The organism is Escherichia whittamii, from assembly GCF_014836715.1.
Lineage (GTDB): Bacteria > Pseudomonadota > Gammaproteobacteria > Enterobacterales > Enterobacteriaceae > Escherichia > Escherichia whittamii.
On record NZ_JACSQI010000007.1, the window covers coordinates 182,920 to 206,210 of the forward strand.

General features: G+C 54.1%; 12 protein-coding genes and 2 pseudogenes. 6 read left to right on the forward strand and 8 right to left on the reverse strand.

Annotation, left to right across the window (positions count from 1 at the left end; genetic code table 11):
* The first annotated feature begins 19 nt into the window (after nucleotides 1-19).
* A complete protein-coding gene (locus H9644_RS13060) occupies nucleotides 20-1,243 on the forward strand; it encodes a hypothetical protein (protein WP_191774878.1) in 1,224 nt (407 codons plus the stop codon).
* Here H9644_RS13060 and cueR read toward each other — a convergent pair whose 3' ends face one another.
* The 7 genes and pseudogenes from cueR to glsA form a co-directional block, all read right to left on the reverse strand.
* Complete coding sequence (gene cueR, locus H9644_RS13065; RefSeq protein ID WP_001026747.1) at nucleotides 1,244-1,651, reverse strand: Cu(I)-responsive transcriptional regulator; 408 nt, start codon at nucleotides 1,649-1,651, stop codon at nucleotides 1,244-1,246. It lies immediately after the preceding gene.
* A complete protein-coding gene (locus tag H9644_RS13070) occupies nucleotides 1,648-2,823 on the reverse strand; it encodes an HlyD family type I secretion periplasmic adaptor subunit (protein ID WP_191774880.1) in 1,176 nt (391 codons plus the stop codon). The genes cueR and H9644_RS13070 overlap by 4 nt, the downstream gene beginning before the upstream one ends.
* Complete coding sequence (locus tag H9644_RS13075; RefSeq protein WP_191774882.1) at nucleotides 2,820-4,982, reverse strand: type I secretion system permease/ATPase; 2,163 nt, start codon at nucleotides 4,980-4,982, stop codon at nucleotides 2,820-2,822. The genes H9644_RS13070 and H9644_RS13075 overlap by 4 nt, the downstream gene beginning before the upstream one ends.
* Nucleotides 4,983-4,985: 3 nt before the next feature.
* Nucleotides 4,986-11,621: pseudogene (gene siiEA, locus H9644_RS13080) on the reverse strand (BapA-related adhesin SiiEA).
* Nucleotides 11,622-11,729: 108 nt separating this feature from the next.
* A pseudogene (locus tag H9644_RS13090) lies at nucleotides 11,730-13,001 on the reverse strand (TolC family protein).
* Between the two features lie 342 nt (nucleotides 13,002-13,343).
* Nucleotides 13,344-14,636 (reverse strand): APC family permease, encoded by a 1,293-nt coding sequence (locus tag H9644_RS13095; protein WP_191774886.1) that lies wholly within the window; start codon nucleotides 14,634-14,636, stop codon nucleotides 13,344-13,346.
* 2 nt (nucleotides 14,637-14,638) lie between these two features.
* Entirely contained in the window at nucleotides 14,639-15,571 is a 933-nt protein-coding gene (gene glsA / locus H9644_RS13100) for a glutaminase A (protein WP_191774888.1), read from the reverse strand.
* A gap of 261 nt (nucleotides 15,572-15,832) precedes the next feature.
* Between glsA and copA the strand changes: the two genes are divergently transcribed.
* The 5 genes from copA (at nucleotide 15,833) to H9644_RS13125 (ending at nucleotide 21,390) form a co-directional block, all read left to right on the forward strand.
* On the forward strand, nucleotides 15,833-18,337 hold the full coding sequence (copA, locus tag H9644_RS13105; RefSeq protein WP_191774890.1) for a copper-exporting P-type ATPase CopA: 2,505 nt from the start codon (nucleotides 15,833-15,835) through the stop codon (nucleotides 18,335-18,337).
* Between the two features lie 252 nt (nucleotides 18,338-18,589).
* The gene (locus H9644_RS13110) at nucleotides 18,590-19,384 is read left to right on the forward strand and encodes a TraB/GumN family protein (RefSeq protein WP_064529065.1); all 795 of its coding nucleotides are present in this window, start codon (nucleotides 18,590-18,592) and stop codon (nucleotides 19,382-19,384) included.
* Nucleotides 19,385-19,586: 202 nt separating this feature from the next.
* Nucleotides 19,587-20,066: a Cys-tRNA(Pro)/Cys-tRNA(Cys) deacylase YbaK gene (gene ybaK / locus H9644_RS13115; RefSeq protein ID WP_191774892.1), complete on the forward strand. Its 480-nt coding sequence runs from the start codon at nucleotides 19,587-19,589 to the stop codon at nucleotides 20,064-20,066.
* Between the two features lie 23 nt (nucleotides 20,067-20,089).
* Complete coding sequence (locus tag H9644_RS13120) at nucleotides 20,090-20,890, forward strand: DUF6896 domain-containing protein (RefSeq protein ID WP_064529067.1); 801 nt, start codon at nucleotides 20,090-20,092, stop codon at nucleotides 20,888-20,890.
* The gene (locus H9644_RS13125) at nucleotides 20,887-21,390 is read left to right on the forward strand and encodes a hypothetical protein (protein WP_064529068.1); all 504 of its coding nucleotides are present in this window, start codon (nucleotides 20,887-20,889) and stop codon (nucleotides 21,388-21,390) included. The genes H9644_RS13120 and H9644_RS13125 overlap by 4 nt, the downstream gene beginning before the upstream one ends.
* A 37-nt stretch (nucleotides 21,391-21,427) precedes the next feature.
* Here H9644_RS13125 and ushA read toward each other — a convergent pair whose 3' ends face one another.
* Nucleotides 21,428-23,080 (reverse strand): bifunctional UDP-sugar hydrolase/5'-nucleotidase, encoded by a 1,653-nt coding sequence (ushA, locus tag H9644_RS13130; protein WP_191774902.1) that lies wholly within the window; start codon nucleotides 23,078-23,080, stop codon nucleotides 21,428-21,430.
* Nucleotides 23,081-23,291: the final 211 nt, after the last annotated feature.

The window sequence follows — 23,291 nt, forward strand, 5'->3', positions numbered from 1 at the left end:
TTTCGGCTAAGGAGTGGCCATGCTTTTCCCCTTTCGAAAACCTGCAGTACGCCTGTTGAAAAATACCGCTGCGGGCGTCATTTTTTCGGTGAAGTCCGGGAAAGGATTTCTGCGTCAGTGTGTAGTTTACGATCCGCACCCTTACGGTCTTATCCGTTCGCTCTGCTGGCAGGATGTCCCATTGATACGTTTCTGGTCCGAGGCTGGCTGCCCCACCTGCGCGGAATTTGTCTACAGCGGTTTTGCTGATGATGAACAGGGAGCCGCCCGTTTTTTGTCCGCCCTCGAAAACTGGAATCGCCCGTGGTCTGGCATGACGGACGCTTTTACCGCGCTGACGCCGCTGTTCTCATGCCTGGCTGATGGCTATTACCTGCTGGAAGATCGTGAACTTTACCCGACGGATGGCAACGGGCATTTCTTTTGGGCAGCAACGGACCATAGTTCCAGTAATCCGGCAACCGTTGCCGTCTGGGATCCTGAATATTGCTATTTCAGTGACACCGCCCCCTGTTTTCTTCTTCCCAGTCAGCCGCCATCACATTTTAATCCTGATCGTGCGACGTTTTATCGCGATAAGCCGGACGCCCGCGCTCTGGCCTGGTATCTCACTGACTCGTTCCTCTGCGTTCTGCTCGACGGACACCATAAAGCCACTGCCGCCGCACTGGAAGGGCGTCCACTGAAAACACTGGTGATCAGCACGGCAGCCCGTTTTAATGATGAGCAGCAAACACTGGTATTTCCGGGCGGGGAATTTCTGCACAAAACAGAGCTGCAATACCGCATACCAAAACTCACAGCGTGGAAAACATTACCGCCCAGCGCGTGGGAGAGTTTCGGCCCTGATAAGCACATCAGCCCATCCGAAACCTGGTCAAAAGAGTTGAAACAAAGTGTCAGTCGGTACCCTTCACTGGATCAAGCCTGGCAGATTGTTGAGGCCGGGAATTTGAGCGAAACTCGTATTAAGAGCATGATCCAACAAGGTCTGGAGGGGGATGAAAAGGCTGATATTATTTTGCAGGCGCTATTTTACACACGCTCGCCACTCTTTATAGATTTCGCCCGATTCGTTATCAGCCATCCGGCATACGCCATTTATCGCCCCCTCACCTTCCGGTTGATGGCGCAAAACCGAACGCCGCAAGCAGATGCTTTTTTTCTGGATTTTGCCATTAACGATGACGGCGAACGTCCGGAGCTGACGAAAATAATGGACGACTATTTCCGCAAGCCCTAATCACCCCGCCCGATGATGACAGCAGCCGGAGAGATTTTCGATAATCGGGCAGTCTGCGCTGTCATCACCTGGGCAGGCATTCGCCAGCGCCAGCAGTTGGTCGCGCATGGATTGCAGTTCTTCGATATGTCGCTCGATCTCCGCCACCTTCTCCAGCGTGCGCCGTTTCACATCGGCACTGTGTCGCTGCGGGTCGTTAAACAGATTAACCAGTTCGCCGCTCTCTTCCAGGTTAAAGCCCACCTGGCGCGCCTGGCGCAGTAAGGTCAGTTCGTTGAGATGCTGCTGCGTGTAGGTACGATAGCCATTTTCGCTGCGCATCGGCGGCGTCACCAGCCCCTTCTCTTCATAGAAGCGGATGGCTTTGCTGGTCAGGCCGGTAATTTTTGCTACATCGCTAATGTTCATCGTTCGCGCAACGCCTCCTGTGCTTTGTTAAAAGGTTTCAACAGATAATCCAGCACGCTTTTTTTGCCAGTGCGGATATCGACCGTCGCAACCATACCCGGGAATATCGGAAACTGCTGTTTATGTTTATTTTCCAGATGGTTGCTGAAAGTGCGAATGTACACCCGATAGTAATAAACATCGCGCCGCACTTCATCCTGAATAGTGTCCGGTGAGATCACCGCAACTTCTCCTGGTAAGCCACCGTAGATGGAGTAATCGTAGGCGGTTATTTTTACCAGCGATTTTTGCCCTGGATGGATAAACGCCACATCGCGCGGGGAGATTTTCGCCTCAATCAACAGTTGTTCGTCCAGCGGCACGATGGTCATCAGTTTACCACCAGGGGCGATGACGCCGCCAACCGTGGTGACGTCAATGTCCTGGACAATGCCACGCACCGGCGCGGTAAAGTTAAGCCTGGTGAGGGAGTCTTCCCGCCCACGGATCACCGAACGCTGAGTTTCCACTTCCGCATTAGCTTTCGCTAACTCTTCCCGCGCCTGAACGTAATATTGTGTGCGCACGTCGTTAAGTTTGTTTTCCAGTTCATTGGCCTGGCGTTGCAAACGCAGTACTTCCACACTGCTCGCCGCCCCTTGTTTCACCAGTGGCTGGGTCATCGCCAGTTCGCGATTGACCAGACTAATCCCCTGCGTCAGCCCGGTAGTGGCTTTGTTCAGCCCTTCGCGGCGAGTGTTATATAACGCCGTTTCCGACTCGATAAGTTCGGGGAATTTATTCAGTTCGTCAGGGAAGACCAGCGGTTTATTGCTCACTTCCGCCCGCAGCCGCGCCGAGGTTGCCAGCGCCGCGTACAGGCGCGACATCGCTTCCTGGACGTCAGATTCGGTTTTGGTGCGGTTTAACTGCGCCAGCGGCTGGCCCTGTTCGACAATATCGCCAACCTTCACGTCGAGATGATACAAAATCCCGCCTTCCAGCGACTGCACCACCTGCTCACGCCCGGAAGGTTCTACCGTGCCGCTGCCAGTAGTGACTTCATCAAGCTGGAAGTACCACGCCCAGCCGAGAAAACAGAGCAGCATGACGACGGTCACACGTACCGCCAGCGCCGAACGCGGCAGGCGGGGTTCAGTCAGGCCACGGTTATATTGCAGTTGTCCGTTCATGCGGCAGACCCCTTATTCTTCTCCTGCAACACCACGCGTCGTGCCGTGGGTTCGCCCTGTTCACGCAAAATAGTCTCTTTCGCGCCGTCCATCACAATCCGCCCCTGATCCATCACGATTATCCTGTCCACCAGTTGCAGCATCGCCGTGCGGTGAGTGGCGATGACCAGCGTACGATGACCAATCCACTGTTTCAGTTGTTCGATTAAGTACGCTTCCGCCATTTCATCCAGCGAGGCGCTGGGTTCGTCGAGCAGAACAATATTGGGTTGAGAGATGAGTAGCCGCGCCAGCAGCAGCGTTTGCCGCTGACCACCGGAAAGGCCAAATCCCCCTTCCTGAATCATGTAGTTGAGGCCGTTTTTCTGCTTCTGGACAAAAGGCAGCGCCCCGCTGAGGATTAACGCGCGTTCGATATCTTCATCGCTGGCCTCCGGCATCCCCATGGTGAGATTTTCCCGTAGCGAGCCGAAGAACAGCCGTCCGGTCTGGCTGAGTAGCCCCATGTCGCGGCGCAGATCCGCCGGATCAAGCTGCCCGATGCTGATGTTATCCAGCAGCACCTGACCTTGCTGCGCGATGCGCATTCCGGCGAGCATTTGCAGCAACGTCGATTTACCCGCGCCGTTGCGCCCAAGAATGGCGATTTTCTCACCGGCCTGAATATTGAGTTTACCGATTGCCACATCGGCAATCTTCTCTTCTTCGTCGTAATAAAACACCGCGTTGCTGAATTGATAATTGCCGTGCAGCACCGCTTTATGCACCAGTTTGCCGTGTTCCGGCTGATCCACCGGGCGCTTCATCAGTTCATCAAGGCCGTTACGCGCCACTATCGCCTGCTGCCAGCGCGAGAGCACGCCGGAAATCTGCGACAGCGGCGCAATGGTGCGCGAAGCCAGGATCGTCGTCCCGACCAGCGCGCCGGTGGTCATGTCGCCGTTCATCACCATAAAACAGCCCACCAACAGCACCACCACGTAGACGATGGATTGTACTTCCTGGGTCCAGGTGAGCAGCAGCCCGGTGAGAAAACGTTGCTTCATGCTGATGGAGGACGCCACATCGTTGGTGTGATTCCACTGATTCTGGAAACGCTGTTCGGCGCGCAGCAGTTTAATGTCTTCAATCGACTGCACGGCTTCCACAAGCGTCGCGTTGCGTACCGCCGACTCGCGCATCCCTTCGTTCGCCAGCCGCGCCAGCGGGCGTTGCACCAGCAGGCCGGGGATCACCAGCAACGGCAGCGCCAGCAGGACAACCAGCACCAGCCAGCCGCCAATCATCCACAGAATAAAGACAAACAGCAGGAAGAACGGCAGATCCGCCACCGCGCCAATGGTGGTGGAGGTGATCAGTTCGCGCACCGACTCCAGTTCGCGGATCTGCGAGATAAACGATCCGGTGGATTTCGATCGCACATTATTTTTCAGCCGTAACGCATGACCAAAAACGCGATCCGAAATCCGTAAATCCGCCCGCTTGCCAATCATATCCGAGAGGTGCGTGCGCACCATGCGCATACAGAACTCAAACAGGATCGCCATCATCACCCCGGCGAACAGCACCCATAGCGTCGGGTAGGACTGCGCCGGAACGACGCGGTCGTAAACCTGCATCGAGAAAATCATCGCCGCCAGCGCCAGCACGTTCGCCACCAGAGAGGCCAGCATAATGTCGCCATAGCGCCGCCAGTCTTTCAGCGAGAGATTCCAGAACCAGTTCGCCTGATACGGGCGAATATAGTCATCTACCCGCGCGTCAGGTATGGCACTGAGCGGTCGCAGCAGCGCCAGTTCGACGATTTTATCTTCAACATCCGCGACGTTAAGCGTGGTTTCCAGCCCTTCGTCACCACTGAACTGAATACTGATATTGTCGTGGTTGTCGCGGCGGGTGATCACGCCAATTTGCTGATTATCAAAAACCGCAATCAGCGGCAGCCGCCAGGGGTTTAGCGAATCGGCGGAGAACTCCACCAGCCGCAGCCCCATCCCCAACTGCCGCGCCATATCGGTAAGTAACTCTTCCCGCTTGCTGTCACGCTCCCAGTTGACGGTTGCGCGCACATTCTCCTGAGAAAAATCGAGGCGATAATAACGCGCCACGGCGATCATCGCCTCCAGCCAGGCTTCCACGGACTGGGCATTTTTTTTCATTATCTACACCACCATCAACTGATGATTCGCCAGTAAGGTGGCGAGGTCGGTATGCACGCCCGTCAGCGTGACCACGTTAGCTGTCGCAAAATTGCCGCCTGTGCCGTCGCGGTCGATCTGCACAATGGTGTCGCTGCCGCTCTGGGTCACTTTGACAAAATCACCGATGTTCCCCGCCTGGGCATCCAGCGTCGCCACGCCGTTGACGTAGCTGGCTTTACCGTTTCCGGCGTAGCTGCTACCTTGTAACAGTTCGCGAATATCAATGCGATCGGTGTCAGCGGTGCCTTCCCAGGTGCCTACCGTAAAGCCATTCACCAGGTCCGAACCGTTACCACCAGTGGCGTCGCTGGCGTTGAGCAGTTTATAGAGCAAGGTGTCGTGCCCCCCGTTGCCGATGTTGATGGTGTCGTTGCCGCCGCGCCCTTCCAGTTGGTTATCACCTGTGCTGCCGGTCAGGGTGTCGTTAAAGTTAGAGCCGGAAATGCCCTCGATATTGGTAAATGTCGAGGTATTAAAACCGGTCGCCTGCGCGGCGGTGCTGCTTAAGTTCGCGGTCACGCCCACCGTTGAGAGCCGGAAATCAACCACATCCATCCCGCCGTTCGCCAGCCACGTTCCGGTGCCGGAGCTGTACACCCAGCCGCCGGAGCCGTCGTAAATATCGGTGCCTGCGGTGGCAAAGAAGGTATCGTTATAGCCAGTACCGACAAACTTGCCGTTGTTGCTCGCCGTGCCTGCTTCGGCGCTAAGATCGTAAGCGTGAGTGGCATCGGTGGCCTGTAAGCCGCCCCAGGTGGTATTCACCGTCTGGTCAATATTGCTGGCGGTGGCACCGGTGGATTTGATCAGCACCGCGTTATAGGTTTCTCCGGCATTCAGCCCGTAGAAATTAACCAGCGCCGAGGTGTCGTTAACGCCCATCCCCGACTGCGGGTTGATAATTTGCGTAGCGACCAGCACACCTGCCGAGTTGTACAGTTTTACGGTATTGCCGTAATAGACGTTAATACCGTTAGGATCAGTAATACGCAGGTGCAGCGAAGTGCCGTAGCTCACCGTGTTGGTGTTGCGAATCAGGAACACGCTGCCCGACTGTTTGGTCACCAGTACATCCACCGCGCCGTCCCAGTCGTAGTCCATTGCCGCCACGCCGCTGGTGGTGCCGCTCTGGCTGCCGCCGAGTGCCGCCTGCGTCCAGTTGCTGGCACCGCCAACGTTGGTGTAAAGGTAGGACTGTCCGGTCTGGGCGATACGGGCGATATCCATCAGGCCGTCGTGGTTCCAGTCCACCGCCACGCTGAACTGGCTGGCATAGGTGGTTGCCGTTGCCCCCACGGCCACCGGATTACCCAATACGCCGTTGGTATTGAATAACAGGGAACCGTAGTTAGCTCTTCCCTGACTGGCAGGCAGGAAGAGGTCCATATCGCCGTCACCATCGAAATCCGCCCAGGTCATGGAGACAGACGTCGAGTTGCCGCCGCTACCCGCCGTACTGAGGAAGGTATTGATGGTGTTCTGTCCCCAGACAAACGTGCCGTTGCCCTGGCTGATAAGCGACGAAAGTGTGTAGAAGTTATTCAGGTTGAAAGTGTGCTGAACCAGGTCAATCCTGCCGTCATTGTTAAGATCGACGCCGGAACCTTCGTTGAGCGAAAGATAGCCGTTCACCACCCCGCCGACCGTGGCGCTCCCGCCGTTGTTGGCGGTGGTGGAGTTGCCTACCAGCGTGCCTGCGTTGTTCCACAGGAAGGTATTGGAGTCCGGCCCCCCGGCGTCGCCAATCCAGAAATCAAGATAGCCGTCGCCTTCTTTATCGAACGCCACAATCGAACCGAACCACGTCAGCGTGCCGACGTTAACCTGAATGGCACTGGAGAAGGTGCCATCGCCGTTATTGGTAAAGCCGTTGATATACCCCGTGCCGTAGTCATCACGAGTGATAAACAGATCGCCTGTGCCGTTACGATCGTAATCGGCAATAGAACTGGTGGCGTAGTTGTTACCGCTTTGCACCAGCGTCAGGGCGGTTTTCGACCAGGTGAGCGGGTCGGTTGATTGCATAATTTGCTGGTTGGCCAGCACCGTCCACATCCCGTGGTTATCGAGGCCGTAGGTCAGCCCCCAGGCCGTTGTTTTATTGACGGTCGTCCAGGCTGGCGTGTAATCAATCGCCGCGTTAACCGTCACCGTGCCGTTGCTGACGTTAGCGGTGTTGCCGTTGCCCGCCGAGCTTTTCACCTGCGCAGTGACGTTATACGCAGTAGCGGATGCTGCCAGCACATCGGTATCCGGCAATTGCACATACCAGGTATTGTGCGCCGGATCGACCACCACCGCGCCGCCCGGCTGCGAGGTGTACGTTTTACCGTTAATCACCACTTCAACATACTGCCCACTGGCAAGCGCGGCAGTGATCACCCCGCTGATAATTGGCGTGGTATCGCGCGTGGTTTGATTGGTGATTTGCGCCAGCGTGGTTGGAATAGAGGTATCCACCGTCAGAACAAAATCACTGGAGGAGGTGATATTCCCTGCCAAATCCACTACCCGCGCACTGTAGGTATACGCCCCGCTGACCAGGCCGCTGTCGCTGTAGGTCCAGTTCAGCGCGCCGACCATGGTCACCGCGCCTAACAGCAGGCCGTTACGGTAGAGGTAAACCACTTCACCGCTGGCCAGTGGGCCGGAGAGTACGCCGTTCAACAGCGGCGTGGTGTCGTCAGTGGCCTGCGAACTGCTTAACGTCCCCTGCCGCTGCCCGACATCATCGGTATACGACACAATACCTGGCGTGGCGGTCGGGTTAATCGTATCGACCACCACCGTTTTCGATACTACCGGGCCGGTATTTCCCGCCAGGTCCAGTACCCGCACCTGATAAATGTAGCTGCCATCGGTCAGCGTGCGGCTGTCGGTATAAGTCCACTGCGTGCCGTTGGTGGTGAGGGTGGTCCAGGTCGCGCCGCCATCAAGGCTAATCTGCGCCACTTCGCCACTGGCAAGCCCCGCCCCCAGCGAACCGGTCAGCGTGAGCGTGGTATCGCTGGTGATAAAGTCGGTGGCCGAACTCCCCGTGTCGGTGCTGATACTGGCAATGGTGAGCACCTGCGCCGGGTTAACGGTGTCAATCTGCGCCGTCTGGCTGCCCGTGGCGCCGACGTTGCCCGCCTGATCGACCACCCGCACCTGCCAGGTGGTGGTGCCGTTGGTGAGCGTGCGCCCATCGACGTAACTCCAGTTGAGGCCGTCTGCCGCCAGCGTCACACTTACCCAGGTTGCGCCATTGTCGGTGCTGATTTGTGCGAATTCGTTAGCGCCGAGCGCAGCACCTAATACGCCGCGCACGGTAAGCGTGGTGTCGCTGGTAATAAAATCAGTGCTACTGGCTCCGGTGTCATCGCTGATGCCGGTAATGGTGATGCTTTTCGCCGCTTCCGGGCTGGTGGTATCGACCACCACGTTTTGTGTCGCGGTCTGCCCGACGTTCCCCGCCAGATCCACTACCCGCACCGTGTAGTTCCAGGTGCCGTCGGTCAGCGTGCGACCATCGGCATAGCTCCAGGTCGTGCCGATAACGGTTAACGTGGACCAGGTAACACCGCCATCGAGGCTGATTTGCGCCCGTTCATCGGCGGCAAGCGCTGCGCCAAGCGTCCCGCGCACGGTAAGCGTCGTGTCGCTGGTGACAAAATCGTTAGTAATCAGACCTGTATCGGTAGTTATCGCGCTAATGGCGATGGTTTTTACTGCCGGATCTGGCGCGATGGTGTCGATCACCACGTTCTGGCTGTCAGTCGCGCCGACGTTGCCCGCCGCATCAATCACCCGCACCTGATAGAGATAGTTACCATCAGTCAGCGTGCGGCTGTCGTTATAGCGCCAGGTCGTTCCGGTAACAGTGAGCGTGGTCCAGGTTGCCCCGCCGTCGATGCTGATTTGTGCCGTCTCGTTACTGGCAAGCGCAGCTGTCAGCGAGCCGTTGACCACCACCGGGCTGACGCTGGTGATAAAGTCGCTGGCGCTAAGGCCAGTGTCGGCTTGCAGGGAATCAATATTAATCCCCATCGCCGGGGCGCTGAGATCGACGGTAATGGTGTGATTGCTGCTGCCGGTGTTGCCAATGGCGTTGCTCACCGAGGCGTTAATAACATAGGCGTTGCCGTCCGCCAGCGCGGTGACATCGGCGCTGCCGAGAGTGTAGCTCCAGCTACCGCCCGTCTGCACGGTGGTGGTGTAGGTTTTGCCGTTTAAGGTCAGGGTCAGCGTCTGCCCGACTGGCGCGGTGGTGGTGCCGCTGATAACCAGAGATGAGCCATGTTCCGCCGCATTCACCACATCATCGCCCGCAAAGGTGTTGATGGTGACGGTGGGGACGTCACCGTTCAACGTGACGCCACGGCTGGCACTGCCGGGGTTTCCGGCCTGATCGCTGACCGTCGCGCTAATGGTGTAACTGCCGTCGCTTAATCCGGCAAACTGCTGCGCCGGAATAAATACCGACCAGCTTCCACCGTTGCCGACGGTTGCGGTCCAGCTCTGACCGTTAAAGGTAACGGTCACCGTCTGGCCCACTTCGGCGTTGTTGACAATGTTGTCACCCGCAAAGGTGTTGATGATCACCTGCGGCAGCACCGTATCGACCAGCAAATTGCCCTGCGCGGTGCCGGTGTTGCCGGTCACATCTGTGACACTGGCTGTAACGGTGTAATTGGTGTTCGCCAGATTGACAACATCGCTTACCGGGACGTTCAGCGACCAGACGCCGCCGCTGACCTGAGCGCTATACGTGACATTATTCAGCGTCACGTTAACCGTGCCGCCGTCTGGTAAATTGCTGGTGCCGCTTAACGTTAGCGGCTGCTGAGACTCCAGCGCATTCAATACGTTATCACCGCTGATGGTATCTATCGCCACCTGCGGCGCGACGCCCGCCAGGGTAATGTTGTGAGTCGCTGTACCGGTATTTCCAGCAGCATCGGTCACCGTGACGATGATGTCGTTAGGGCCACGCGCCAGGGTGCGGGTTACCGCCGGATCCAGCGCCACATTCCATGTGCCGTCCGCCAGCACTACGCCTGTCAGAACAGTGGCACCTAACTTCACGATGACTATATCCCCCGGAGAAGCCCCACTGACCTGACCGGAAATAATCTGCGCCACAATCTGTTCAGCGGTGTTAAGAATATCGTCGCCAGCGATGGTGTTAACGCTAACCACTGGCGCACTGGTGTCTACCGAGAAATTCGCACTGTTACTGGTGGTGTTTCCTGCCCGGTCGCTGACGCTGGCACTGAGGGTTTGACTGCCTTCTGCCAGCGCCTGTACCTCTGTCGCTGGCAGCGTCACTTGCCAGGTTCCGTCGCTACCGACGGTTGCTGTGTGGGTGACGCCGTTCAGGTTCAGGGTTACGGTTTGCCCCGCTTCCGCATTCGATGTGCCGCTCAGTACCAGTTCTGCGTTATGTTCTGCGGCGCTGACGATTTTGTCCTGGGCGATGGTGTTAATAGCAAGTGTCGGCGGTTGGGTATCGACCGTTAACAGTTGCGCGCCAGTAACCGTATTGCCCGAGGCATCTTTCCCACTGACCAGCACCGCCTGACTCCCTTCGCCTAACGCTTGCGCATCGGCGGTCGGCACCTGCACGCTCCACCCACCGTTAGCCCCAACAGTTGTGGTGTAGGTTTTGCCGTTAAGAGTGACGGTGAGTTCTGTTCCCTGTGCCAGATGGCTACAGGTGCCAGAGAGCGTAAACCCGGCGGCCTGTTCGCTGGCGTTAATGATGTTATCGCCTGCGGTGGTGGCGACCTGTACGGCGGCCTGACTATTGTCGATGGTTAATGTTATCGACCTGGCGTTGGTGATGGTGCTGCCGACGATTTGCACCACTGACCAGGTATGTTCGCCCGCGCTTTGGGTGGGCAAATCGACGCTCCAGCGTCCATCGCTACCGACCTGGGTACTGGCGATGGTGTCACCATTGCTGTCTTTAATCTGGATGGTCGCCCCCGCCTGCCCGCTGCCGCTAAAGGTTGGCGTAGTGTCATCGGTGATATCGTTGGCGGAAAGAAAACCGCGTTGATCGCCCTGATTATCGGTTACCAAAAACGATGGCGTGGCGTTGCCAGGTTCGGCAGGCGGTGGATTGTTAACCACTTCGGTTTTCGAATCATCACCGCCACCGCTTGCCAGTAAAGCGCCAAGCGCGCCGCCACCTACCGCCGCCCCCGCCAACCATCCCCACGGGAAAGCCGTCGTCTGGCCGACGATATCAAGGTACGGCGCAATGCTTTCAATTGCGGTAGTCTGAGCGGTCAGCTACACGGGCGCTAATCCGCCCGCCGCGGTATCGGCAAAGGTGACATGGGTCAGCTGTTGACCATCGGCAAACACCAGTTCGGATTGTTCGCTGGTATTTGCCGCTTGCAGGAAATAGCCGTTGCAGCGGATCACCGTGCCGTCCTGCATATAGATCAACAAGTCATTTCCGTCACGAACATAACGCGCAACGGCAGATGCCTGAGCATGAACCTGCACAACAGAGGGCTCATAAATGACAACCGTAACGTCGCCAGGATTAATCAGCGTTTGTTTGACGGATGTTTTTCGCGGAATAACATCAATAATCAGGCTCATAATGGCATTCCTGATAAATGGCGCACATCCTTAGCGAGTCCATTTATCTAAATAAGACAAAGGTAATCACTCCACAACGATGCATACCTGATATTAATAATGGCAGGATTATTTCAAGTCGGGTAAGTCGTTGTATAAGCCCTGTTTAATTCCCGCTAATGGAATAAGGTTATTAACCGCAGCGGCATAATTCACTGCGGCGACCCAGCCATCATAATTGGCATTTATTTCAGCCGATTGCGCCTGAAAGACATCTTGCTCGACGGTTAATAGATCATTCAGGCTGCGTTTACCCAATTTATATTCATTCTGGTAGACATCTCGCGTTCTGTGCGCACTTTCAGATTGCGCTAACCCAGCCTCTTCTCGCCCTCGTGCGCCAGTCCAGTTGGCATAAGCCACCGACGCTCGTTGAAGCACGTCAAGTTTTGCCTGTTCGACCTGTGAGGCAGAGATTTTTGTTGCCCTTCGGCCTGTTGCACCAGGGCTGAAACCGCGCCGCCCTGGTACAGCGGCGCGTTGACATTCAGTTGCAACTGGTCGTCCCAGTACGAGCGGTCGCTGGTCTGGTTGCGCGTTTTGCCGCCCTGAATACTGAGCGTAGGCCAGTATTGCGCTTTGGTTTTCTCCACGCCGTACTGGGCAGACTGGCGTAAGTTTTCAGCAGCCAGTACCAGAGGGATGGACTGATAGTCGATTTTTTTTAGTGACACTGGCTGTTCAGCTAATGCGGCTGGCGGCGAAGCTATTGCCTCCGGCTATACGCGTTTGCGCCTGCAACTCATCAGATGATGAATTAAGCCCAGCGTTGGCGCGGAGTGCGGCCATGTTGTAGACGTTTTCCAGAGAGTGAATGTTACGTTGCGCAGCGTCGCATAAAGCCTGATAACGGCTGACTTCCATATAAACAGTCGCCGTTTTTTCTGCGACATCGGTTAGGGTTGCCATCAATTTAAAGCGGTAGCTGTCACGAGCGGCAGTTTGCAGTTTGATATCGTTACTGGTTTTACCAAAGTCATACACCAGCTGCGTCAGGGTTATGCCATAAGAAACGTTATTATCCAGTCTGCCGCTAGAGTCCGTTTGCCGGGAAGGCCCCGCATTTCCGGTTAAACCGACGTGCGGATACCAGGCACTTTTGGCTTCATCGATTTTCGCCTCGCCAATCCCTATCTGCGCTGCCTGTTGGGTGACGTCGGGGTTTCGCGCAAAGGCGCGCAATATGCTTTCCTGTAACGATAAACTGGCAACCGGGGTAACCGCAGGGGCATTGGCCCATTGTGGTAACGGTGCAGCAAGCGCGTCTCCTCCCATCACAATAAAACTGATTAAAAATATCAGACCTTTATTTTTACGGTTTTTTAATTGTAATCGCGCCATAGATAAGTCACTTCCTTCCAGGTCATTATTTTAACTAATCTTTATAACCAGCATCATTTTATTTAAGAAGGGTAATAACTTGTGCATCTCTTTTGTTTTTACTTCCCCCATTAAAAGAAATGCAGTTGAAAAGCTTATACGTCATTTATTAATGAATACACTACGACTTTTAGATTACCATCATCCCTGTTAAGAATAATCCATGTCAGGAAGTGATAGAAATCACAGTTTTATCGTCTATATATCTTTTTGCGTGAATTATTTATTAAAGGCATAAGCAAGGGGATTGAATTAAGGATAAAAATAAAAACGCAGTACAGAAAGCACTGCGCACAAGAAAGTTTATACCGTTTTATTCCGTTTCATTACCATTGCCACAATAAGGCTTAGTAATAGTGCACCTATAATCCACATCAGCGCACTGCTGCCCTGGGACCACAGGCTGTAAATAAAACCGATGATCACCAACAACATAACCAGCGTGCCGACGACAAGGATTGGCAACGAAGCGTGGATATCATGACGCAGGCGGATAGCGACCACAAACACCGCCAGATAGCAGATCAAAAAGGTGGCACTGGCGACGCTGGCCAGCGAGCCTAAATTCAATGCTGCCGTCATCAGCATGATCAACACCACCACGATGATGTTGCCCCAGGTGCTCTGTCGCCACAGGGATTTATTCATTAACGTCGGCAGTTCACGCTCGCTGCCCATGTTATCCATGATATTGAACACGGCAAACAGGTTGGCGTTAATGGCTGAAGCCGTCGCCAGTAAAGCGCCGATAACCACAATCACATACCCTACATGCCCGAGCAGTGGAGAAGCAGCTTGCGCTACCGCGGTATCGGCATATTTTTCTAACTCTAACGCCGAAACATCACTAAGCAGTACCAACGCTAGTGCGATGTAAAGCAGCGTAGTCACGCCAATCGCCACCAGAAACGCCCGTGGCATTATAACTGCCGGATCTTTCACTTTATCCGCCGCGTTCGCCATCATGCCAAAGCCCGCGTAGGCAAGGAAGGTAATCCCGATGCAGGAGAAGAACGCGCCGGAAGTGGGTGGCGCGGAGACAGAAATATGCGAAGGTTGCAGCGACCAGACGCCCGCAATGATCAACAACAACAGGATCATCATTTTGATGCCAACGAGGATAACTTCCAGTCGGCCTACCGCGTGGTTGCTTAAGGAGTTGAATAGCGTCATCAGTGCAATGATCGCCAGCGCGTACAGCAAAATAAGATGCTCATCCTGGCTGCCTTCATGCAGAAACTGCACGGCATAAGCCCCAAATGCGCGGGCAACCATAGCAATACTCACCGCCAGCGTCATCAGGTAAAGCAAGGATAATGCCAGCGAAAAGACGCCGTTACCTAACCCCCGGCGAAAGAAGTCAATAATCCCGCCATTGCTGGGATAACTTGTGCCAAGTCGCGCATAGGCACAACCGGAAAACATCGCCACTATGCCGCCAAAGGCAAAGGCTACCCAGGTTGAGGCTTCCATTAACAACGCCGCCTGCCCCAGCAGGGCAAAGATCCCCGCCCCCACCATTGCCCCGATGCCAATGGAAACGACGTTCCATAGCCCGAGAGGTTTGTTACCGTTATCACCTTCCGCGTTCATCATGATCAGCCCTTAAACACGTTATAGCCGAGTTGGTTAGCGACAGATGCCACCATTTTCTGACCCCGAACACTGTTGCCGTCCTCATCCAGCGGCGGGGAGAACGCGGCAATCCCCATCACGCCAGGTACTACCGCCAGAATGCCGCCGCCAACGCCGCTTTTTCCGGGCAAACCAACGCGATACGCCCAGTCACCGGAGCGACCATACAGTCCTTCCATCATCATTTCGGCCAGAATGTACGGCACGTTGTCGGCCTGCAGAATGCGTTTTTGACTTAACGGATTAACACCGCCCGCCGCCAGCGTCGCGCCAAGCGTCGCCAGTTCAACGGTATTGATGAGCGTGGAACATTGGCGAGTGTAGACATCACAGGCTTCCATCGCATCGCAATAGAGATACCCGGCGGAGTACAACAGCCAGGCAATGGCTCGGTTATGGAAGTTGGTCGTTTGTTCCGACTGGTTGACTTCGTCAGAGAGCGCTATCGGCTCTCCTGCGAGCTGTTGTTGAATATGTAAAATCCGCTGCCAGCGTTGTTCTGCATTCCCGGCTTTAATCAGACTGACGGCGGCGATAGCCCCCGCATTAACCAGCGGTGATAACGGTTTGCCACCATGAAGTTCTAACGCAATGACCGAGTTAAAGGGAAGTCCGGTGGGATCTGCGCCAATTTTATCCTGTACTGCCTGTGGGCCGACATCTTCTAACGCGAGGGCTAAAGTACAGACTTTAGAGATGGATTCCAGCGCAAAGCGGTAATCACTGTCACCGGCACTATAGATATTGCCATCGCAGGTGACGATAGCGACGCTCGCCAGTTGGTTGGGTACATTCGCCAGAAAGGGGATGTAATCGGCGTTTTGTCCGCCGCTAAGTGATTGAAATTGGGTGTACGCCTGATCCACTGCCCGTTGTAGTTTGTTTGCATCTAACATCTTTTGTTAACTCCTTTTTATAGATGCGGGAGGTATTTCCTCACCCCGATGCCAATTTTCAGGCATCCTGATTTAACTTAGCATCCGTACTTTAGATAAAGGAAAACAAAGAGATAAATGTCTAATTCTGATGCAAATTGCGCCAATTTTTTAATCTCTGCCGACTTTTCATTTCGCTGATAAATAATTTCTTGACCTTCCCCTTGCTGGAAGGTTTACCCTTTACCACAGTCAGTCAACACTGTCTTAAAGGAGTATGTTATGTCACAAACTATCGACCTGACCCTGGACGGCCTGTCCTGCGGTCACTGCGTTAAACGCGTGAAAGAAAGTCTCGAACAGCGCCCGGACGTTGAGCAGGCTGATGTGTCTGTCACTGAAGCACACGTTACCGGCACTGCCAGTGCAGAACAGCTGATCGAAACCATCAAACAAGCGGGTTATGACGCATCTGTAAGCCACCCAAAGGCTAAACCGCTGGCGGAGTCATCAATCCCGTCGGAAGCACTGACAGCGGTTTCTGATGAGCTTCCGGCAGCGACCGCCGATGACGATGACAGCCAGCAGTTGCTACTCAGCGGCATGAGCTGCGCCAGCTGTGTCACCCGCGTACAAAATGCGCTGCAAAGCGTACCGGGCGTCACCCAGGCACGGGTAAACCTGGCGGAGCGTACTGCGCTGGTCATGGGCAGTGCCTCCCCACAAGATTTAGTCCAGGCGGTGGAGAAAGCAGGTTATGGCGCGGAAGCGATCGAAGATGACGCTAAACGCCGTGAGCGCCAGCAAGAAACCGCCATCGCTACAATGAAGCGCTTCCGCTGGCAGGCGATTGTCGCCCTGGCGGTGGGTATCCCGGTGATGGTCTGGGGGATGATCGGCGATAATATGATGGTCACCGCCGAAAACCGCAGCCTGTGGCTGGTTATCGGCCTGATAACGCTGGCGGTGATGGTTTTCGCTGGCGGGCATTTTTACCGCAGCGCGTGGAAAAGCCTGCGAAACGGCGCTGCGACGATGGATACGCTGGTGGCGCTGGGAACTGGCGTGGCGTGGCTCTATTCAATGAGCGTCAACCTGTGGCCTCAGTGGTTCCCGATGGAAGCGCGACATCTTTACTACGAAGCCAGTGCGATGATTATCGGTCTGATCAACCTCGGTCATATGCTGGAAGCGCGCGCACGTCAGCGTTCTTCAAAGGCGCTGGAGAAATTACTCGATTTAACCCCGCCGACGGCGCGCCTGGTTACTGACGAAGGTGAAAAAAGTGTGCCGCTGGCGGAAGTTCAGCCAGGCATGTTACTGCGCCTGACGACGGGCGACCGTGTGCCGGTAGATGGTGAGATTACCCAGGGCGAAGCATGGCTGGATGAAGCGATGCTGACGGGCGAACCTATTCCGCAGCAAAAAGGCGAAGGCGATAGCGTCCATGCCGGGACAGTGGTACAGGACGGCAGCGTGCTGTTTCGCGCCAGTGCGGTTGGCAGCCATACCACGCTGTCACGGATCATTCGCATGGTGCGCCAGGCCCAGAGCAGTAAACCGGAAATCGGTCAGCTGGCGGATAAAATCTCTGCCGTGTTTGTGCCAGTGGTAGTGGTCATTGCGCTGGTCAGTGCGGCAATCTGGTACTTCTTTGGTCCGGCACCGCAAATTGTTTATACCCTGGTGATTGCCACCACGGTACTGATTATCGCCTGCCCGTGTGCGCTGGGGCTGGCAACGCCGATGTCGATTATTTCCGGCGTCGGGCGTGCGGCAGAATTTGGCGTGCTGGTGCGTGACGCTGACGCCCTGCAACGCGCCAGTACGCTCGACACCGTCGTGTTCGATAAAACCGGGACGCTGACCGAAGGTAAACCGCAGGTTGTGGCAGTGAAAACTTTTGCTGATGTTGATGAAGCGCAGGCACTGCGTCTGGCGGCGGCGCTGGAACAAGGTTCCAGCCATCCGCTGGCACGGGCGATCCTCGATAAAGCAGGCGATATGCAACTGCCGCCGGTCAACGGCTTCCGCACATTGCGCGGGCTGGGGGTGAGCGGTGAAGCAGAAGGTCATACCCTGTTGCTGGGTAATCAGGCGTTGTTAAATGAGCAGCAAGTGGATACCAAAGCTATTGAAGCGGAAATTACCGCCCAGGCGTCGCAAGGCTCAACACCTGTGTTGCTGGCAGTTGATGGGAAAGCAGTGGCCCTGCTGGCGGTACGTGATCCATTGCGTAGCGATAGCGTGGCGGCTCTGCAACGTCTGCATAAAGCGGGATATCGCCTGGTGATGTTGACCGGGGATAACCCAACCACCGCCAATGCAATCGCCAAAGAAGCGGGGATTGATGAAGTGATCGCCGGGGTGCTGCCAGACGGTAAAGCCGAAGCGATTAAACGTCTGCAAAGTGAGGGACGTCAGGTGGCGATGGTGGGCGACGGCATTAACGACGCGCCAGCGCTGGCCCAGGCGGATGTGGGTATTGCGATGGGCGGTGGCAGTGATGTTGCCATTGAAACCGCGGCGATTACCCTGATGCGCCATAGCCTGATGGGTGTTGCCGATGCGCTCGCAATCTCCCGCGCGACGCTGCGCAATATGAAGCAGAACCTGCTCGGCGCGTTTGTCTATAACAGCATTGGTATTCCGGTCGCTGCCGGTATTTTGTGGCCGTTCACCGGAACGCTGCTTAACCCGGTAGTTGCCGGTGCGGCAATGGCGCTCTCGTCGATTACCGTAGTGAGTAACGCCAACCGGTTGCTGCGGTTTAAACCGAAGGAATAAGCATGTCATTGCGGATGCGCTGCTTTAGGGTGGCGCATTTGGCATCGACGCATGACTGCCGGATGCGGCGTAAACGCCTTATCCGGCCTACGGTTCGAGCACAGGTTTGTAGGCCTGATAAGACGCGCCAGCGTCGCATCAGGCAATAGTGCTCGAATGCCGGATGAAGCACTATGCACAAGTGCAACAATCAACTCCATTTGCGCCATCCCTCCCTGCGCGCTAGCATGATATTTCACAAAGGGAGGTCGTATGGATCTGTTGTACCGGGTAAAAACGCTTTGGGCCGCGCTGCGCGGTAATCATTACACCTGGCCTGCTATCGATATCTCTCTTCCCGGCAATCGCCATTTTCATCTGATTGGCAGTATTCATATGGGTAGCCACGATATGGCTCCCCTGCCCACCCGTTTGCTCAAAAAACTCAAAAATGCCGATGCGCTGATCGTCGAGGCGGATGTTTCCACCAGCGATACGCCTTTTGCCAATTTGCCCGCCTGCGAGGCGCTGGAAGAACGTATCAGCGAGAAGCAATTGCAAAACCTGCAGCACATTAGCCAGGAGATGGGCATTTCCCCCTCGCTGTTTTCTACCCAACCGCTGTGGCAAATCGCGATGGTTCTCCAGGCAACGCAGGCGCAAAAGCTAGGGCTGCGGGCAGAATACGGTATCGATTACCAGTTATTACAGGCGGCGAAACAACAACATAAACCTGTAATTGAACTGGAAGGGGCAGAAAAACAGATTGCCATGTTACTCCAGCTCCCTGACAAAGGACTGGCGCTGCTGGACGATACGCTGACCCACTGGCATACCAACGCACGGCTGCTGCAACAAATGATGAGCTGGTGGCTGAATACGCCGCCGCAAAATAATGAAATAACGCTGCCCAATACGTTTAGCCAGTCGCTGTACGATGTACTGATGCACCAACGAAATCTCGCCTGGCGGGATAAATTACGCGCTATGCCGCCGGGGCGCTATATGGTCGCGGTCGGTGCTTTACATCTGTATGGAGAAGGGAATTTGCCACAGATGTTGCGCTAAAAAAATGGCCAATATCGCTATTGGCCCGTCAAAGAGGAATTTCATATTTTTATTATTATGCCGTCACTTTACGCGACGGTGTAAGTCGATTGTCGCTCAATCTCACCATCCTGCCAATACTCTTAGGCAAGATGGCTCTTTTTTTTGGACCACTATCAGGCGTATGCTTGCTTCGTTTTTTGTTTAAGGCAGGAAATTTACGATGACACCGGCAGTTAAATTACTCGAAAAAAACAAAATTTCTTTTCAGGTTCATACCTACGAACACGATCCGGCTGAAACCAATTTTGGCGATGAAGTGGTCAAAAAATTAGGATTGAATGCGGATCAGGTGTACAAAACGCTGCTGGTCGCAGTGAACGGCGATATGAAACACCTTGCCGTGGCCGTTACGCCGGTCGCTGGTCAATTAGATCTTAAAAAAGTGGCGAAAGCGCTGGGTGCCAAGAAAGTAGAGATGGCCGATCCGATGGTCGCGCAGCGTTCGACGGGATATCTGGTTGGGGGAATTAGCCCACTGGGGCAGAAAAAACGTCTGCCGACGATTATCGACGCCCCCGCGCAAGAATTTGCCACTATTTATGTCTCCGGCGGTAAACGCGGGCTGGATATCGAACTGGCGGCAAGTGATCTGGCGAAGATCCTCGATGCGAAATTTGCCGATATCGCCCGCCGCGATTAAGTGATGCACACGGAAGATAAGATGTGGAAAGGATTACAGAGACATTAAGTATCGCTTGTGCAGATGAGATACCGGATATCGCCTTACTTCGGCAAACACCGAAAGAGAAGGTATTACATCTGCATTTTGCCAGCGAAGCAGAGAAGTATCGTGAGGAATTCGGGCTGGAGCTGAAAGCACAGCTCGATGAGTTTGTTGTTGGCTTGCCTTCTGCCGACCCGGTTATCCGGATCGCCAGATTAATATCACTTGAAGAGATTAACCGCCATCAGGATTTTTTCGAACACTGCGCGAAAGAATATCGTAAGCTGGCGACAGAGCTTATATTTGCATTGGCTGAACAACTGAACGTTGCGATGACGGAAAATAACCCACTAGTTGCCTTTTCCCCCTTCAAATGCAACCGTAAGCGAAAAGGCAAAATGGGAAAGTGGCAGTATTGTTTTCACGGTTTTCATTGTGCATTTGAGAATAAAAAAACAGAGCAAAATATTGAAGTTCCCCTCGCCTATGGCTTTGATTTCGGCGATCTGGACCCGTATTTTTTTTCCGGATTTATCAAATCGACTCCCGCCTGGCAGCCTCTGCCAGTGGCTATTTACGATGATTACCACGACGGCAGCAGGATCATTCAACAACTGCTGGCGCTGGGAAAGTTAGAAAAGATCGCTTCACCGATCCCACAATACACGGGGGTTGCTGCGGTAGATCGGTCCAATGTCGACATCGTAAGTTTTCGCTCAACACTGGAGAGTCGCCTGCACCGATGTAAATTACGCTGGCTTCTGAAGCGTGTAAAAATTCACACAGGAGCGAAAAGATGAAATTTGACCATCTTGTTGATGTTAGTTTCCATGATTTTGTCTTTAACGGAAAATTCGATTTTGTCGAACCGGGGCAAACAATGGCATGGCTGGAACAAAACTTTGTTGAACCGGACTCTAAAAATGATATGGGAAATGGTTTTTATATCTGGCTATTTGGCAATGTTGAGTTCTATTTCGAAGGCAACAAGCTATATATGATTTGGTGCGATTATTTGAGCCAAATCCATTTGGGCAAAGCGATCAGATTTGATAAAGGAATATTGAATAACATCGCTGAGTTAAACGTTACGCGTGTATTTAACATGCTTGTTAACGAAGGCGCTGATCTGCAAATCCGCCGTCAATCGCCCCATACACTCTTAATCCACGTCAATCGCTCAGGCGTGACACTTTGGTTTGAAGCAGATGAAGAACAGCCTGGTGATCCGCAAAATTATATGCTGATGGCATTTGGTTTGACACATCGCGATTACGATGCAAGATTTCAATATTCATAAATGGCGGCGTCATATCATGACGCCGCGACGGGGTTCATTACTGCCAGCTCACCTCACCTTTCGGCTCGTACCCGCTCACATCCAGCGGCGAATTTTTCTGGATATAGTCTTTCAGCACTTCGGCATCAATAAAACCGGTATTCACATAGCCCGGTTTGTTATCAAGGCGCGGGTAACCATCACCACCAGTAGCATTAAAGTTTAATGTTGCCATGCGATAGGTTTTTGCCGGATCGACCGGTTCGCCTTTGATTTTCAGGTCGTTGAGTTTGCCGTCTTTCGCCACAAAACTGACGTTGGCAAATTGCGGATAGGCACCGGAATCCGGCTTCATTTGCGCGACGGCAGTCAGGTAATCAATCGCCTCTTTACCACTCATATCGGCATACACCACCACATTGCCGAACGGCTGTACTTTCAGCACATTTTTGTAGCTGATATTGCCAGCCTCAATGGAGTCACGAATCCCCCCACCGCTCATCACCGCGAAGTCTGCCCCGGTGCGATCCATTTGTGCTGCCAGAATCAATCGTCCCATATTGGTCTGCACAAAACGCACTTTACTGCGGTCGCCTTCCAGACGACCATTGGTTTCGCCTATTTTCACTTCCAGCTGCGCTTTGCCTTTGTTCTGGAACGGTGATAACAGCGAGATCATTTGCTGGTTCTCGGCGATTTCCGGTGTGTACAACACGCGCTCGCTTTTCCCATCTTCCCAGGTGACTTTTTTCTTCAGGTTCACCGGAATCAACTGATAGTTGACCATTTTCATTTCGCCGTTGCGAAACTCAAAATCGGCCCGACCAACGTATTTGCCCCACTCATGCGCCTGGACAATCCAGATGCCGTTTTGTTGATCCGGTTTGCATGGCGTACCAGGAACGTAATCTACCTGCTTTTTATTTTCCGCTGCCATACAGACTGGATCTTGCGAGTGACCGCCGACGATCATCGCCAGCGATCCGGCAGGCAGACTGCGCGCCATCTCGACATCACCCGGCGCGTTAGAGCCGTGCTCGCCGTTGTCGTAATGCCCCATATGCGTGGCTGCGATAATAATGTCTGGCTTTTCTGTCTGTTGCAGTTCCTGAATCACCAGCTTCGCTTCGTCGGCAGGTTTACGGAATTCAATGTCGGTGAAATATTCCGGGTTACCAATTTTCGCCGTGTCATCGGTCGTCAGACCAATTACCGCGATTTTCAGATCCTGGCGCTTAAACAGCGCCCAGGGTTTAAACAAGCGCTCGCCAGTACTTTTTTGATAGATATTGGCAGAGAGCAACGGGAACTTTGCCCACTTTTCCTGCTGGCGTAATACGGTGAGCGGGTTATCAAATTCATGATTGCCAATCGCCATTGCATCATAGCCCACCAGATTCATGCCGCGAAAATCAGGTTCGGCGTCCTGTAAGTCAGACTCCGGCACACCCGTATTAATATCACCACCTGAAAGCAGCAGCACGCTACCGCCTTCAGCGGCGACCTCTTTACGAATACCGTCCACCAGCGTTTTTTGTGCCGCCAGACCGTATTCGCCATATTCATTGCGCCAGAAATGACCGTGATGGTCGTTGGTATGCAGAACCGTAATTTTATAGGTTTTATCCTGCTCATAGGCCAACGCAGTTTCACTCGCCAGTGACAATGTGGTTAACAGTGCTAATGCCACACCCCGCTGCAATAATTTCATACTTCTCTCCCTGACCAGATAATAACGTGTTGAAAATTAGTATGACGCGACATCATAGACAAGTCTGCGTTCGGTTACGATAAATCTACATCCAGATTGGAAATTCTGTTTTCCACATTGAGACTTCCTTCAAACGGCACGTACAGGTATGTTAGTCAGGTAATAATCACAATTAAGATAAATTTTTACATCGCAACTCTGAAAAAGTGAC

Bases quoted from the DNA above. Each gene is read 5' to 3' on its own strand.
- glsA (WP_191774888.1), bottom strand. From the start codon at position 15,571: ATGTTAGATGCAAACAAACTACAACGGGCAGTGGATCAGGCGTACACC.
- H9644_RS13060 (WP_191774878.1), top strand. From the start codon at position 20: ATGCTTTTCCCCTTTCGAAAACCTGCAGTACGCCTGTTGAAAAATACC.
- ybaK (WP_191774892.1), top strand. From the start codon at position 19,587: ATGACACCGGCAGTTAAATTACTCGAAAAAAACAAAATTTCTTTTCAG.
- cueR (WP_001026747.1), bottom strand. From the start codon at position 1,651: ATGAACATTAGCGATGTAGCAAAAATTACCGGCCTGACCAGCAAAGCC.
- H9644_RS13075 (WP_191774882.1), bottom strand. From the start codon at position 4,982: ATGAAAAAAAATGCCCAGTCCGTGGAAGCCTGGCTGGAGGCGATGATC.
- H9644_RS13110 (WP_064529065.1), top strand. From the start codon at position 18,590: ATGGATCTGTTGTACCGGGTAAAAACGCTTTGGGCCGCGCTGCGCGGT.
- H9644_RS13070 (WP_191774880.1), bottom strand. From the start codon at position 2,823: ATGAACGGACAACTGCAATATAACCGTGGCCTGACTGAACCCCGCCTG.
- H9644_RS13125 (WP_064529068.1), top strand. From the start codon at position 20,887: ATGAAATTTGACCATCTTGTTGATGTTAGTTTCCATGATTTTGTCTTT.
- copA (WP_191774890.1), top strand. From the start codon at position 15,833: ATGTCACAAACTATCGACCTGACCCTGGACGGCCTGTCCTGCGGTCAC.
- H9644_RS13095 (WP_191774886.1), bottom strand. From the start codon at position 14,636: ATGATGAACGCGGAAGGTGATAACGGTAACAAACCTCTCGGGCTATGG.
- ushA (WP_191774902.1), bottom strand. From the start codon at position 23,080: ATGAAATTATTGCAGCGGGGTGTGGCATTAGCACTGTTAACCACATTG.